The sequence below is a fragment of the Pseudovibrio sp. M1P-2-3 genome, from assembly GCF_031501865.1.
In the GTDB taxonomy this organism is placed as follows: domain Bacteria; phylum Pseudomonadota; class Alphaproteobacteria; order Rhizobiales; family Stappiaceae; genus Pseudovibrio; species Pseudovibrio corallicola.
Genome location: NZ_JARRCW010000001.1, coordinates 3,207,718 through 3,222,490, shown reverse-complemented (window position 1 = coordinate 3,222,490; position 14,773 = coordinate 3,207,718). Strand labels below are relative to the sequence as shown.

At 53.3% G+C, this 14,773-nt stretch carries 17 protein-coding genes and 1 pseudogene; 17 read left to right on the top strand and 1 reads right to left on the bottom strand.

Going from position 1 to position 14,773, the window contains the following annotated elements; genetic code table 11:
* Positions 1-3 precede the first annotated feature (3 nt).
* The 17 genes from P6574_RS13995 (at position 4) to P6574_RS13915 (ending at position 13,979) form a co-directional block, all read left to right on the top strand.
* Positions 4-207: a hypothetical protein gene (locus tag P6574_RS13995; protein WP_310620888.1), complete on the top strand. Its 204-nt coding sequence runs from the start codon at positions 4-6 to the stop codon at positions 205-207.
* A gap of 2 nt (positions 208-209) precedes the next feature.
* On the top strand, positions 210-1,514 hold the full coding sequence (locus P6574_RS13990) for a phage tail sheath protein (protein WP_310620887.1): 1,305 nt from the start codon (positions 210-212) through the stop codon (positions 1,512-1,514).
* A 10-nt stretch (positions 1,515-1,524) separates the two neighbouring features.
* Complete coding sequence (locus tag P6574_RS13985; protein WP_310620886.1) at positions 1,525-2,043, top strand: phage major tail tube protein; 519 nt, start codon at positions 1,525-1,527, stop codon at positions 2,041-2,043.
* Positions 2,044-2,137: 94 nt separating this feature from the next.
* On the top strand, positions 2,138-2,524 hold the full coding sequence (locus P6574_RS13980; RefSeq protein WP_310620885.1) for a hypothetical protein: 387 nt from the start codon (positions 2,138-2,140) through the stop codon (positions 2,522-2,524).
* Between the two features lie 178 nt (positions 2,525-2,702).
* Positions 2,703-5,414: a tape measure protein gene (locus P6574_RS13975; protein ID WP_310620884.1), complete on the top strand. Its 2,712-nt coding sequence runs from the start codon at positions 2,703-2,705 to the stop codon at positions 5,412-5,414.
* Positions 5,415-5,417: 3 nt separating this feature from the next.
* On the top strand, positions 5,418-5,876 hold the full coding sequence (locus P6574_RS13970) for a phage tail protein (protein ID WP_310620883.1): 459 nt from the start codon (positions 5,418-5,420) through the stop codon (positions 5,874-5,876).
* Positions 5,877-5,879: 3 nt separating this feature from the next.
* A complete protein-coding gene (locus P6574_RS13965; protein ID WP_310620882.1) occupies positions 5,880-6,143 on the top strand; it encodes a tail protein X in 264 nt (87 codons plus the stop codon).
* The gene (locus P6574_RS13960; protein WP_310620881.1) at positions 6,140-7,132 is read left to right on the top strand and encodes a phage late control D family protein; all 993 of its coding nucleotides are present in this window, start codon (positions 6,140-6,142) and stop codon (positions 7,130-7,132) included. The genes P6574_RS13965 and P6574_RS13960 overlap by 4 nt, the downstream gene beginning before the upstream one ends.
* Positions 7,125-7,679 (top strand): phage baseplate assembly protein V, encoded by a 555-nt coding sequence (locus P6574_RS13955; protein WP_310620880.1) that lies wholly within the window; start codon positions 7,125-7,127, stop codon positions 7,677-7,679. The genes P6574_RS13960 and P6574_RS13955 overlap by 8 nt, the downstream gene beginning before the upstream one ends.
* A gap of 63 nt (positions 7,680-7,742) precedes the next feature.
* Positions 7,743-8,690 carry a putative phage abortive infection protein gene (locus P6574_RS13950; protein WP_310620879.1) on the top strand — a complete coding sequence of 316 codons (948 nt, stop codon included), beginning with the start codon at positions 7,743-7,745 and terminating at the stop codon, positions 8,688-8,690.
* 107 nt (positions 8,691-8,797) lie between these two features.
* Positions 8,798-9,181: a phage baseplate protein gene (locus P6574_RS13945; protein ID WP_310620878.1), complete on the top strand. Its 384-nt coding sequence runs from the start codon at positions 8,798-8,800 to the stop codon at positions 9,179-9,181.
* A complete protein-coding gene (locus tag P6574_RS13940) occupies positions 9,181-10,338 on the top strand; it encodes a baseplate J/gp47 family protein (protein WP_310620877.1) in 1,158 nt (385 codons plus the stop codon). Before P6574_RS13945 ends, P6574_RS13940 begins: the two co-directional genes overlap by 1 nt.
* Positions 10,331-11,080: a phage tail protein gene (locus P6574_RS13935; RefSeq protein ID WP_310620876.1), complete on the top strand. Its 750-nt coding sequence runs from the start codon at positions 10,331-10,333 to the stop codon at positions 11,078-11,080. The genes P6574_RS13940 and P6574_RS13935 overlap by 8 nt, the downstream gene beginning before the upstream one ends.
* A complete protein-coding gene (locus tag P6574_RS13930) occupies positions 11,077-11,880 on the top strand; it encodes a phage tail-collar fiber domain-containing protein (protein WP_310620875.1) in 804 nt (267 codons plus the stop codon). Before P6574_RS13935 ends, P6574_RS13930 begins: the two co-directional genes overlap by 4 nt.
* Entirely contained in the window at positions 11,877-12,614 is a 738-nt protein-coding gene (locus P6574_RS13925) for a hypothetical protein (RefSeq protein WP_310620874.1), read from the top strand. Before P6574_RS13930 ends, P6574_RS13925 begins: the two co-directional genes overlap by 4 nt.
* Before the next feature lie 15 nt (positions 12,615-12,629).
* Positions 12,630-13,115 carry a hypothetical protein gene (locus P6574_RS13920; protein ID WP_310620873.1) on the top strand — a complete coding sequence of 162 codons (486 nt, stop codon included), beginning with the start codon at positions 12,630-12,632 and terminating at the stop codon, positions 13,113-13,115.
* An 81-nt stretch (positions 13,116-13,196) separates the two neighbouring features.
* Positions 13,197-13,979 (top strand): DNA adenine methylase, encoded by a 783-nt coding sequence (locus tag P6574_RS13915; protein ID WP_310620872.1) that lies wholly within the window; start codon positions 13,197-13,199, stop codon positions 13,977-13,979.
* Between the two features lie 145 nt (positions 13,980-14,124).
* On the opposite strand, the pseudogene P6574_RS13910 reads toward P6574_RS13915, so the two are convergent.
* Positions 14,125-14,718: pseudogene (locus tag P6574_RS13910) on the bottom strand (IS481 family transposase); the annotation flags it as partial.
* Positions 14,719-14,773: the final 55 nt, after the last annotated feature.

The following is a 14,773-nucleotide window of genomic DNA, read 5'->3' as shown; positions in this document are numbered from 1 at the left end:
CCCGTGTCAGAGCCTGAATTTCAAACCTACCGCTACAGCGGGCCGGTGCAGTCGGTGCGCCTGCGCCATAATACGCCAGAGGGTACAGACAACCCGGTCATTTTTGAAGACACCGTGTTCCCCGGCAACGATTATCTGCTGCCAACCTGCAATACGGTCGTGAAGGGCTGGAAAGCGCTTGGCCTCATATCTGAGAAAGGAGAATAACCATGGCTGAACGCATTTTTGGCCCTGAAATCGTCGATGTGGATGAAGGTGGCACTTTGGTGCGTGAGCTGAAAGCGGCCACCGCCTTCCTCATTGGCACCGCGCCCATTCATGAGGTGCACTCAACTGCTGAAGAACAAGCAGCTTACATCAACAAGAAGATCCTTATTCGCCGCCGCTCGGATATCACCAAGCACTTTGGCCCGGTGCGTGATGGGTATACCTTGCCGCAGAAACTGAATGCTATGTTCACAAAGGCCAAATCGCGCGGCATTGGCACCATCTGCGTGGTCAATGTGTTTGATCCAGGGGTCCATAAGGATGATGCAGATCAGCCCGATCCCTCCAAAGTCACGGCGCTGGATATCATTGGCACCTTTGATGCTGCGGGTCAGCCCTCCGGCCTGAAACTGGCTTACAGCTGCTACCAGTCGTTTGGCTGGTTCCCCAAGCTCTTGCTGGCACCGGGCTTTGATGGCATGAGCGGTGTGGAGGCTGAGCTGCAGGTGGTTGCCGCCAAGATCCGCGCCCGCTATCTTCTGGATGCCCCACTTGGGGTCACCGTGCAGGATGTAATTGAAGCCCGTGGCCCTGACGGTGACTTTGATTTCCAGACCAACGACAAGCGGGCGATCCTGTGCTGGCCGCATATGCAGGTGGTCAATCTGGATGAGACATCAGATACCGCCACCCAGGTGATCTCTGATCAGTATTCGGCGCATCTGGCGGGCATGATGCTCATGTCGGTGATGGAATACGGCTATCATCACAGTCCCTCTAACCGGTCTATTGCGGGTATTGAGGGGGCCGCGCAGGAAGTGCTTTACATTCCGGGCGACGGCTCTACCGATGTGCAGCTGTTGCGCGGCGCGGGCGTGGTGACCTGTGAGGAGCGCTGGGGCAAAGGCCCACATACCTCCGGCAACCGCTCGGCGGCCTATCCCACCAGCACCGACATGCGCTCTTTCATTCACGTTCAGTACATCGAAGATGTGATGGATGAGGCCGTGCTGCATTTTCTGGATGAATGGAAAGACCGCAACGCCTCGCCCGCCTCCTTAGAAATGGTCGAGGACCGGATTAACGAGTGGGGTCTTTCCAAAACGCGGGGCCGTGATCCGGTGCTCTATGACTTTCGCTTTGCCTTTGACCGGGAGTTGACCACTCCACAAAGCGTGGCAGATGGCCAGCTCCACTGGACGCTGGACTATGCGCCCGTGGGTCTAATGGAAACGCTGACTGTCGCCCGTTCCATTAACATTGACATGATTGGCGATGCCCTCGGCCTTGCCACCGCAGAAGAGTAAGGAGTTCCACATGGCTGACTATAGCCGTTACGGCCTGATGACCAATGCAGAGGTCTATCTGGACGATAATTCTCTGGTGGGTATCGCCAAGGAATTCAAGATGCCGAAAATCGAATGGAAAACGCAGGATATAGAAACTCTGGGGCAAGTGGCCGTTTATAAAGCGCCCACCCGCACACTGGAGGCGTTGGAAGGTTCGATTACATTTTCTCATATCGTACCGGAAATTGCCGAGAGAAGCTATGATCCCACAAAGTCCATGACGCTGCAGCTGCATTCCTTCGTTGATGTCAACAATGAGGACGGGCTGGATCTGGAAAACTCCTACACCCTGATCACCATAATGACCATGCGCGTTTTCAGTACCGAGTTCGGCGGCTCCAAACTGGGGGATCTGGAAGAGATAGAAACTGGGTTTTCATGTTCGCGTCTGGTCCAGCGGGTTCACGACAGTGACAAGAAACTGCTGGAAGTGGATGTGTTCTCCAACAAAGCGCGGAACAGTTCCGGCGACTTCTGGCGCAGATAAACGCCATACTCTCTTTGAACGCGATCTGGCCCCGTGCATTCCTCCCGCGCGGGGCCTTTTTATTTGACGCAAACGCAAACAAAGAGAGTGACCTATGCCCGACAAATCCACTGAAGCTACTACGCAGGAAAAACAAACCAGCGGCGTAATCGCCAGGCTGAAAGCCCACCGCAAGGCGCAGGAGGGCGATCGAACCGTGATCCTTTCTGAAACCGGCGTCACCGTGACCTTCCCAAAATTCATAAAGCATGGGGACTGGGGTTCTGCCATGCGCATGGCCAAGAACAAACATGACAAGGCGCAGGTTCTTCTCATCGTCAAACTAGCCCGCTTTGATGGCGAGAAAATCACCGAAACCGACTACCGTACGTATATTCCCTTCTCTGACTCCAGCCAGTTGCTTGGTGAGTTCTTTGGCGGTGAGGATGAGCTTGACGAGGACGAACTTGAGGGAAACGAGGTGAGCGCGAAGACCGCCTAACCCTGTCTTCGCTGGAATGTCACACCTATCTGGTCAATCGGGGTTGGGACTCCGCTTGGCTGGATACCCTCTCAGAACCCGAATTCTTAGAAACCTACTACCAGCAAATCGCTTTTGATGAAGCCAGAGCCGAGGCTCAGGAAAAGGCGATCAAAGCGGCAAAACAAGGGCACCCTTCATGAGCTCTATGCGTCTTGGCGTTACCGCTGAGCTGAACGACCGCGTTAGCAAACGCCTCAAGAAGTTGATGCGTCTCAATGAAAAACTGGAAAAGCTGGCCAAGGTGCAGGAGAAACTCACCAAAGGGCAAAGCAAGTCGCAGGAGAAACTTGCCAGAGCAACAGAAAAGACAGCCAAGGCGCAAAAGGCGGTGAGTGCCGCCACAAAGGCCACCGCCAGCGCCCACGGTACTGTGGCCAGTGGCGCTGCCCGGGTGCACTCCATTTTAGCCCGTTCGGTACAGGTGGCCAGCCAGTTCACCAGCAAACTACGGGCCTCTGAGCGGGTGATGGCCCGCATGCGCAAGGGCGGCGCATTGATGAAAGGGGGAGCTGGCAAAATGGCCAAGGGCGCTGTGGTAGCCGGTGGCACTACCCTTGCCGCTGCCGGCCTTGCCACAGCAGCCACCAATATGGTGATTGGCCCGGCTGCCGAAATGGAATCTTACATGGTGCAGTTTGAAGCGCTGGAAGGGTCAGCTGCAGCGGCTAGAAAGGCCATGAACTGGACCATGGATTTTGAGATGACCACCTCCATGGAACTACCCCAGTTAATAGAGGCATACCGGCAATTAAAAGTTTTTGGAATTGATCCCACTAACGGCTCGCTACAGGCCTTAGTGGATACCACAGCCATGGCGGGCGGTGATGCTGAATATTTGGCAGGCGTGACTATGGCGCTTGGTCAGGCTTGGTCGAAAGGCAAGCTGCAGGGCGAGGAAGCACAGCAAATGATTGAGCGTGGGATCCCGGTCTGGGATATGCTCTCCAAGGCCACGGGCAGAAGTTCAGCCGCCTTGATGGAAATGGGCTCCAAAGGCGAACTGGGCCGTGATGTGATCGGGAAGCTGGTGGAGCTGATGGGCACACGCGCCGCTGGTGCTTCCGACAAGATGGCCAAGACCTGGAACGGCATGATGTCCACCATGAGCAGCCATTGGTGGAAGTTCCGCAACATGATTGCCGAGGCTGGTCTGTTTGATTTCGTCAAGGGACATCTGGGGGACCTGCTGGCCACGGTCAACCAGATGGCCGCTGATGGGTCCTTGAAAGCGTGGGCGGAAGATATCAGCACCAATATGATCTCGACTTTGAAATCCCTTTACACCTTCGGACTTGAGTTGTGGGAGGTGATGAAATCCGTGGGCGCGGGGCTCAGCTTTGCCGCCGATATGCTGGGCGGTTGGAACAATCTGGCCATGGTACTGATTGCCCTGCCTATCGTTTCCTCTATTGCTGGAATAGTTGCTGGAGTGGCACAGTTGGCCGCAGGCCTGTTTGTCCTTGGGACGGCGGTGATGTCGGTGAGCTGGCCAATTCTTGCAATCATCGCCGGAGTTGCCGCGTTGGCAGGCGCTGCCTATCTCATTTATAACAACTGGGGCGCTGTGGTGGACTGGTTCACGGGGGCGTGGGCTACCATCAAGAATGGGGCGGCCTTGGCATGGGACTGGTTTAAGGAAAACCTTTCCTGGCACCCGCTGGCCATGATTGCCAATAACTGGGGCAGCATCAGCGACTGGTTTGCCGGACTATGGGCAAACATCAAAGGTCTTGCAGCGCAGGCATGGGAAGGGCTGAAAACCCTGCTCAGCTGGCATCCTCTGGCTCTGATCATCAGCAACTGGGACAGTATTGCGCAGTGGTTTGGTAACTTCTGGATGGGCCTCAAAGCCAAAGCGCTGGCAGGCTGGGAAAGCGTTAAAGCCGCCTTCACCGGCTGGCAGTGGCCTAGCCTGCCAGCCTTTGAGTTTCCCTCGTTTGACAGTATCAAGAAGAAGGTCATCGGCTTTTTCAAACTGGACTGGCTGCCCGCATGGGAGTGGCCTGAAATCCCGCTGCCAGAACTTCCAGACTTTGCGGGTATGATGTCTTCAGTAACTAACAAAGTGGGCGAAGCTTGGGACGGTCTGACTGGTATTTTCTCCAACAAAGATCCGGTGGAGATTGCCGCCACAAATCCTACAAGTCTAGAGCGGGCTACCGAGGCGGCGGGTAAACTGCAAACAGCCATGAGCGGCGTGGCGGCGGTGGATGTATCGCCAGCCATGACCAAGCTGAACCAGCTCCGCCACAGCGTGGAAGCGTTGGACTTCACAAGCCATGGCCAGCGCCTTATGGAAACCATTGCCGCTGGTATGCGCTCCAAGGCGCATGTTTTAACGGACGCCATGCGCAGCGCGGTGCAGGCGGTGCGTGATTACCTGCCCAACTCTCCGGCCAAAGTAGGACCGCTTTCCGACATCCACCGGCTGCGGTTTACGCAGACCATTGCCCAGTCGATCCAGCCTGCGCCCATGGTAAACGCCATGCGCAAGGCGACTGCGGCAACGTTAGCGGCGGCAACAATTGCCATGCCAGCGGTCGGAGCGCCCGCCATGGCAATGCCTACCATGGTCATGCCACCAGTTGCCGCGCCCGCTTACCAAGCGGCCACGCCGCAAATCGTGCGGCCCAGTGAAAAGGCACTGGCCGGGGCTGCCGCCAGTTCGCAGCCTGCGAGCGGATCTGGGGGTAATACCATTCACATCACCTTCGCCCCGCAAATCACTGTGGGAGCTGGCTCCGGTGCGGATGAGGTAGCCATCAGGAATATTCTGGAAGAACAGCGCGATGAGTTGGTGGCAATGCTTCGCCAGCAAATGGCGGAAGAAGACAGGCTGGAGTTTTAACCGATGTTTGCAAACCTTGGCCCGTTTAAACTGGGTGTTTCCAATGTGATGCAAGGCCCCACCGCTGCCAGCGAAACCTTGAGCGCCACCATTAACGAGCACAAGGTGGTGCGGGGTAAGCCGGTGCCGCAACTGGGTGGGCAGGAACTGGACAAGCGCAGCTTTTCCTTTTTCTTTGATGAAAGCTTCTGCAATCCCGAAGCCGAATATACCAAGCTGAAGGCGGCACAGGCCCTTGGCACGGTCATGCCGTTGATCTTCGGTTTTGGCGGCTATGGGGGCAAGAGCTACCAGATCAAGTCAACACAACTTACAGTCAAGAAAACCACCGAGCATGGCCGCGTGGTGCGGCTGGAAGCCTCCATTAGCCTTGTGGAAGTCCCAAATTCGGTTCTGTCGCTGCTTGGCTCTGCCGTGGCCTCTACCGCTCGTGCCCTCACCAACCCGCTGATTAAGAGGTAACCCATGACTGAACCTGTTGCGACCGGCGAGTTTTTAGAGCACACCACCGAGCCTGGTGAGCGGTGGGATACCTTGGCCGCCAAGTACTATGGCGATGCAGATCTGTCTGATCTTTTGATCACCGCCAACCGTGACCAGTTTTTGAAAGAGGTCAAGCCGATCCCTTCGGTGTTGCCAGCCGGGCTTATCCTGACCATTCCGGTGATCGAGCAGGAAACCATTGATGAGAGCTTGTTGCCGCCATGGAAGCGGGGGCAAAGCGCATGAAGCTGGCCGAACCCTATGTCTCCCTCATCATCAACGGCGTTGATGTTGGCTCTGATCTGGCCCCATCACTGCTGGACTTCACCTTTACCGACAACCTCCACGGCAAGGCCGATGAAATCGCGGTGAAGCTGCTGGATGCCTCCGGCCTGTGGCGCGGCCCGTGGCGTCCCGAGCAAGGGGATATGGTTAAGGCCGCCATTGGCTATCGGGGCGGCATGGTCATGCCCTGCGGCAAGTTTCAGGTGGATATTCCTCGGGCCTCTGGCTCAAGGGCCAATGAAGTACTGAACTTCAAAGCCGTCTCCGCCTTTCCTGAAGCCGAACAGCGCACACAGCGCAGCCAAGGCTTTGAGAATAGCGACCTTCAGAAGATCATTGAAGAAATCGCCAAACGCCATGGCTACACGGTTTCAGGTGACATTGAACCCATCAAATTCAACTTCAAGCGCCAGCGCCGCGAGCGGGACTTGCAGTTCATCCGCCGCATTGCCGAGGATTATGGCTATTTCTTCTCCATCAAGGACAAGAAGCTGGTGTTCTTCAAACGTGATGAGTTGGAGAAACAAGAACCAGTGCGCACCTTTGATATTGTGGAGGGCACTCAGGTCATTAACTGGGATGTGCAGGAAAAGACCCACAACACCTATTCCAAGGCGCAAGTCTCCTATCTGGATCCAAGCTCCAAGAAGCTGATCAAGGGCGAAGTGCAGGACTTGGCCGCCCCCTCTGGCGATACCTTGAAGATTGACGAACGGGTGGAAGATGAAGCCTCCGCCAAGAAGCTGGCCAAGGGCCGCCTTGCCAAAGCCAATGAGGACAAGCGCACCCTCAACATCACCGTGGTGGGCGATCCGCTGTTGGTGGCAGGCCAAGTGATTGCTCTGGGGTCAACCTATGGCAAGTTCGCGGGCAACTACCTCACTCATAAGGCCACACACAAACTGGCGCGGGCCAACTACACAACCAAACTGGAGGCCAAAGGTGTCTGAGAGGTTCAGAGAGAATGAGAAGAATTCGCCCTATCGGCGCGGTATGGTTAAAGAGGTCAAGGGTGGTCGCATTAAAGTTAATTTTGGTGATGAAGACGACAATACCTCTTTCTGGATGAGTGCCAACCAGAGGGGCACTGGAGCCAACAAGAGCTGGTCCATGCCCAATGTAGGCGAGCAGGTAAACTGTCTGGTGGACTGGGACGGGGAAGATGGCTGCGTTCTAGGCGCGGTTTGGAATGCAGAGGATAAAGCCCCCACCAGTGACAATGATCTGGAACACACCGTTTACGCAAGCGGGCTGGAAGTCACGGTTTCGCGTAGCTCTGGTAATATGACCATCAAGAACGCCAAGAACGTGGTTGTAGAGGCCAAGACAATCACCGCAAAGGCCGACAGTTTCACCGTGGAAGCGGATAGTATCAAGCTGAAGGGCAATGTGGAGATTGAGGGCGATAGCCTTACTCATAACGGCGCCAATGTAGGGGATACCCACCTACATACCAAGGTGACGCCGGGGCCTGCCAATACTGGAATACCTGCGTAATAGTCGTTGAACACATTCACGAATCGATGGATTTATAAGGCTATATAGTATTGGGGTTATTGTATGGCTGAGAACAACATCGAAGATCAGGGTATTAAAAGAATATATATTGTAGGTGCGATTGCACTGGTAGTCTTATTTTGGATTGGCAATTGGTGGCTTGGTTTTTGGTACTTAGAAGCTGATGAGAGAGGTACATTTGGCGACACTTTTGGAGCTGTGAATGCTTTATTTTCTGGGCTTGCGCTCGCGGGCCTTTGCTATGCGATCTTGCTTCAGCAGCATGAACTTCGGATAACCAAAAAAGATGCTAGGCGAACAAAACAGATGCTTGATGAGCAAACACAGCATCTTGAACTACAAAACGCAAACCATAGCAAGCAGGCGTTCGAAGTGACATTCTTTCAAATGCTGAAACTGTTATCAGACTTAACTGAGCAATTGTCAATTGCATCGAATCACCCGAATTCAAGTTCAACGAAGATTATTGGAAAGATGTCTTTTAGAGTATTTAAATCCAAACTTTGGGACCTTAAAAGACGTAAGGAAAGTAATATAAAATCAAAATGTCTCTCGAAACATGGCATAGACGACTCAGTGATGATGCTATTAATGGGTGAAGCAGAAAGAGAAAAGAACAAGGCATTAAAAGAGAGCGCTTTATTAGAAGCTGAAGAATTCATAGAAGAAATAGACTTTATTACTGAAATATATGATGAATTCTTTATGGAAATGGCGGATAGCTTAAATCACTACTTCCTTACATTGTACAGTATTATTGAGTTTATTGATAGAAGTTGTCCCTCAGACCAACGGTTTTACACCAATATCGTACGGGCTCAGCTCTCGAAATCCGAGCTTGAGATACTGCTTTACAATTGTGCTTCAATAAATGGCCGTGAAAAGTTTAAACCACTTGTAGAGAGATATGGGTTCTTAAAACACCTAGTACACGACGACTTAGTTGAACCAAAAATCATAAAACTTTACAACCAAAGTGCCTTTGCATAGGCACTCATTATTTGATGGAAATCCCGCCGGAACACTTCCGTAACCTTTTCTGACCTCCTTTCCTATCCTGCTGACAGAACAACAAACACCCAAGGTTTTCTGTCAGCATGGAACTTCAACATCTACATTGGCAACACAAGATAAAGCTCGGCCCCGAGGCTGACTGGGACAGGGTTGCCATCGGTCTTGAAGACCTTGCCCAAAGTCTGCGCATCATTGTTTTAACGCCTAAGCTTTCGGTTCCAACAGAGCCGGAAAAATTCTGCGATGCTCTTTCTTATATCGACCGGCCACCTGCGGAAGCTGTTCCCGGCATCTCCAAGGAAATTTGGGATGCCATCACTAAATGGGAAGAGCGGGTGGTGCTGGAACGTGTGGATGCGGAAGCCTCCGGCTTTGCCCACTTTCGGGCCACCATCAGCTGGTATCCGGTAGAAGCGGTGGAGGCAGAGTTGCAGCGCACCGTTGTTGATCTGCAGAGGGCCACCTGATGGCAGGTTTGATCAAAACCCTCTCGCCCAAAGACCTGATTTCCCGTGGTGCCCCTAAGCTGTTCTATACCCATTCCAGCGAATGGAAAGCTAAGCTGGTGGATTGGTTTGAGAATGCCGAAGAAGGCCCCAAGCGCAAGCTGTACCCCGCGCAAAACGAAATGGTCCTGATTGACATGCTGTCCTATTGCTTTTCCCTGCTCGGTCGGCAGGCGCAAGAGGCCAGCGAAAAGCGTTGGCTGCTGTTTTCCCATGGCCATGATCTGGACGTGGGCGCGGCCAATAACTCCACGTTTCGCCTGCTGGCGTCTCCTGCGGTCTGCCTGTTGGAGTTCACACTTGAAGCGGTCAGCATCACAGACACAATCATCCCCAAAGGCACCTTGGTTGCCAGTGGCAGTGAAGACGCCCTCAGCTTTGCCCTTGATGAGGATTTGACTATTCCTGCCGGGGCCTTGAATGCCAGTGGCCAAGCCGCCGCAACCGTTACAGGCACCCGTGGCAACGGTTTTGTGGCGGGACAGCTGACCACCTTGGCTAATCCTGTGAGCCTTGCAGGTGTCACCGTATCCAACATCACCGAGACTTCAGGCGGCGCTGAAGAAGAGAGCGACAGCGCTTTGATAGAGCGGGCAGCGTCTGCCCATGACCGTATCTCCAAAGCCGGACCACGGGAAAGCTACCGCCAGCAGACACGGGCATTTTCTCCGGCCATTATTGACGTTGAAGTGCTACGGCCCGAGCCGGGGCATATTGCCGTTTATCCCTTGCTGGAGGCGGGCATCGGCTCGGATGAGTTCCACGCAGGTCTTTATGACTGGCTCGACTTCGAAGAAAAACGCCCGCAAGGGGATGATCTCGCCATCCTTGCCCCTGAAGCCGTTAGTTTTGCGATCACGGGCACCGCAAAGGTTCGCGCTGATGAGCTGGGGAACAAGCAAGCGCTTGAAGGTTTAATTACCGAGGCAGCAAGTATCTGGTCCCGCTCTTTAGGGGACTATCTGGCGCTTTCCGCCTTAACCTGCGCCGCCCGCTCTCTTGCCGATCTTGTTGATATTGAATTGGAGCTTAACGGCCTTTCCAGCCGCCAACTATCACCGGTCCAGTTTGCCGTACTGACTTCCATTGATCTTGAGGTGGAGCTGGTCAATGGCTGAGCGCATGTTCCCCGAAACCTTGATTCCACCGGGCATTAATGACGAACGCTCCCGCGCCATTCTTGGGGCCGTTGAAGCGATGGCCAAGGAGTTTGATTTCTCTAGCCTGTTGATGCGCACCGCCGAGGAAATGCCTCGCGACGTGCTGGAGCTGGCTTTGCATGACAATTCTTTGGAAGAGTTCGTCAGCCCGGACGGTCTGCCGGAAATTGCTGTCCGCCGCCTCATTGATCACAGGTGGGCGCTACATGAGAAAAAGGGAACGGATAACGGTGTTAAACTGGGGCAAGAGCTTTTGGGCATCACCCCATCCATTGAGCACTGGTGGCAGCAGGAGCCAGAAGGCCACCACGACACACACCAGATTACCATTTATGTGAACGAGCATCTGTTTGAAGGCGAGGAAGCCTTCCTCAATGCCAAGATTCAGAATGCTTCACTGCATATGGTGGACGCCACCAAGCGTTGGTCACAAGGCACGCAGTATCAATTAGGCGCAGAATTTAAAAGCGGTCTTGGCGTTGGTAATACGGCGCGGGCGGCAAGCATGGCTAAGGTCAGTGGGCAAGCCACACTACCAAAGCTTGGCTGTGAGGTGGCGTTTGGCGGTGCTGCCCGCTCTCATTCACTAGCGAAAATCAGCGGTGAAACTGCATTGCCACAGATGCGTGGTTCCTTAGCCTTTGGCGCAAGCGTGCGCACCATCAGTTTCCTTTCAATTTCAGGGGAGTTACAGCTTTGAGCGGGATATCAGCCCTTAACCCGATTGTCACCCGTGACGGTATGCGGGCAGCATTTAACGCCAGTGATGATGGTCTTAATGCCAAAATCACCCATATTGCCCTGGGCGATGAGCGCTATACGCCGGATGGCTTTGAAACGGGCCTTCGTAATGAACGCCACCGCATTCCAGTCCTTGGTGGGCGCTATGTTGATGACTTTAACATTGAGATCAACGCCCTGCTGGATGATGGACCAGCCTTTGAGATTGCTGAGGTCGGTATCATTCTGGAAGACGGTACACTGCTTGCTGTGTGGTCCGACCCGACAACGCCGATGGCCCAGTTTACCCCCGGTGTCCCGCTGGCCTTCAACTACGTTCTGGCCCTTTCCGGCCTGCCAACAGGTGTTATCGAGGTGTCCGGTGACGTGGATCTCAACCTGTTTTTTGGTTCTGAATGGGCACAGCTTGGCGGTGGTATACTTAGCCTGTTGAGCCTTTCCGTGGGGCATGGTGACCGGCTGGGGGCCTTAGAGCGTCGGGTGCAGGCAGACCGCATTCTTTACGCCATGCAGGAACAGCTCAGCCGCCGTGTGTCTGTGGTTGATGCCCGCAACTATGACGGCGAATTTGCACAGCTGGCCGCTGTTGCCATCAATTCTTTGCATCAGAATACCTTGCTGGCGGATCGAATTGCAGCGCTGGAGCGACGCATGGAAGCTGACCGGACAGTCTATTCCAGCCTTGAGAGCTTGAGCCACCAGCTCACGGCTCTCAAAACCGAAATTTATCAACTTGCCAATGGAGAAACCCAGCCATGAGTTTAACTGAAGACATCACCGCTCTAACCGCTGAAGCCCGCAATCTGGTCAACACATTCAACGCAAAGAGCGCGGCTATTGATGCCAAAGTGGACACAGCTATTTCTGAAATGTCCAACAGCAATATAACAATCTGGGTTGACCCGGCAGGGGGAGATGATTCCAATGCCGGGATGACTGCTCAAACTGCTGTGGCAACGCCAGAGAAAGCTATCACCCTTGTTTCTGGTGCAAGGAGAGCCCAGTTAAATCTGCTGGGTGATGTCGTTCTGCAAAAAGCGACCACAAACCATGCACTACACGTGATCTTGAATGGGGTTGACAATAATGGAGACCCTGTGGATCGTCGCTTTCGGTTCGCAGATGAATCAGTAACCTCCCCACAAGAGGACGGCCAACGGCATCCAGCTTTTATTGGGTCCCCCGGCAACGTGACGTTTGATGTGCGCAACGTCACACTTGAACTTCCAGACGTTCCTGATGACGACGAGTGGATTAAAAAGGTTATCATCTCAGAGGGTCAAATCGACTTTTTTGCCCGCTCATCCAGCGTTGAAATCGCAAACTCAGATTCAGCTGTGGCGCTTGTTGGTTCTTGGGGTGGGCCAGTCGGGTTTTGGGCCTCCAATTTGGCATTTTCTGACGATGTAGCGGGACACCTGATCGAAGGTGTTGCAGATGGTGAAGACCCAAACAGCTACGCCCACATTCGCTCCAACCTCACTTCCGCTTAAAACTGGAGACTTTAAATGCCTGAACTTTCAATCAAACATAATGGTCGCACTTACTATGGTGATGAAGCCTACCTTGAAGCTGCTGGTGTGGCACAAGCTTCAATTGACACGGCTGTGAATCGCCACGTTACGGCTGACTACATGAGTAAACTGGATGAGGTGGCTGATAAGGCCTTCACGGCCTCTGCCAGCCGCACGGCCCGCTATATGGCCAAGGAAACAGAAGCACGAGCTTTTAAGGCGGCTGGCTATTCCGGTGATGGTACAGACTACCCGACCCTCGCCGCTGAAGCGCCAGCGCGAGGGCTTTCCAAGCAAGAACTTGCTGACCTGATTATCACCAAAGCAGACGCATGGCGTACGTTTGGAGCCAATGCAGAAGCTGCCCGCGCCAGCCTGCAAGCTGCGGTATCTAGTGCAGATGGGTGTGAGGCTAAATGCCAAGCCGCTAAGGCCGTGGTGGATGGCCTGAAAGCACAGGCGGCGACACTCGCTAATTAATCAGCCTTTCAATAAGTGCCCACGCATCATTTTGTGCGTGGGTGTTCTCTATATAGCTTCATATAATAAGAAAGAAACAGAATGAACAAAGTCGAGTCTGTTCGGCCCATCGCGCCTTATGTAGGTGGTAAAAGTCTTCTCTCTAAACATATCACTGGACGCATAGAAGCCATTAGCCATCAAACTTATGTTGAGCCGTTTGTTGGAATGGGCGGTATCTTTTTCCGCAGATCAGCCGCCCCGAAGTGCGAAATCATCAATGACATTTCTGGGGATGTGGTCAACCTGTTCCGCATACTTCAGCGCCACTACCCGCAGTTTCTGGATGTCTTGAAATTCCAGATCACAAGCCGCAGCGAGTTTGAACGCCTCAAAGCAACCGATCCGGCTACTTTGACCGATCTGGAGCGGGCCGCCCGCTTTCTTTATCTTCAGCGCACCGCTTTTGGCGGTAAGGTAGAGGGGCGTAACTTTGGTGTGTCATTGCGGCCAGCCACTTTCGATCTTACTAAACTGGTGCCTATGCTGGAAGAGGTACACGAACGGCTTTCGCGGGTCGTTATAGAACGTCTGCCATTTGCTGATTGCATCAAACGCTATGATCGCAAGGAGACCCTGTTCTATCTGGATCCACCCTACTGGAATAGTGAAACCTATTACGGCAAAGGCATATTCAGCAAAGGTGATTACAGCACCTTGGCGGAACAGCTCCGTAACATCAAAGGCCATTTCCTGCTTTCAATAAATGATGTTCCCCAGATCAGAGAAATCTTTTCTGGCTTTGATTTTGAGAAGGTGAACCTCAATTACACCTTGGGTGCGAAGGGCACGAAGGAGGCCCATGAATTGATCATCAGTAACTGACGATTTTGGGGTTCTATTAGGGGTCCTAAAGTGGCCTGTTTTAGAACCCCAATATATTCACTATTGGGAAGCTAAATGGGTGGCATTGAAAGCAAACCGCCTATGCAAGCTAAAACGCTCACCTATGTAAAAGTTTTTGCCGCGCGACACCGTTATCGGTCAGCACGGTATGGATCTTGTAGGGAACCGCTTCAATAAGGGCCCGCAGAAAGGTACTGGCAATCCTTCTGGTGGCTTTTTCAAAGAGTTTGACAAAGGCGAACTTTGAGGTTCGGTCAATGGCAACGAACAAATAGAGCTTGCCTTCTTGCGTACGAACCTCAGCAATATCAAGATGAAAGTAACCAATTGGATAGGCTTTGAAGCGTTTCTTGTTCGCTTTCATATCCGGTGGTGGCAGGCGCGAAATCCCATGGCGCTGGAATAAGCGATGCAGGGACGAGCGGGTCAGACGCGGGATCGTTTCCTGCAGGGCGTAAAGGCAGTCATCGAGTGGCAATAAAGAGTGCTTGCGAAAAGCGACACACGCCGCTTCTTCTGCCACGCTCAGGACTGTGGAGCGGGGATTCTTCCGCCCCATAGGTTGATCTTCCACGCTATTGCGATATTTCCACTTCATCACCGTTTTGGGATTGATGTTATAGCGCCGGCTCAACTCTTTGATGGTTGCATCCGATTTTTGTATGGCTGATCGAACCGCGTGAGTAGTCGTGGCGCTGCCGTGTAATACCTGTCCCATAAGTCCTCCCGAAATGATGAAGTCAATGTTAAACCGATTCCATCTGCTCGCGGGA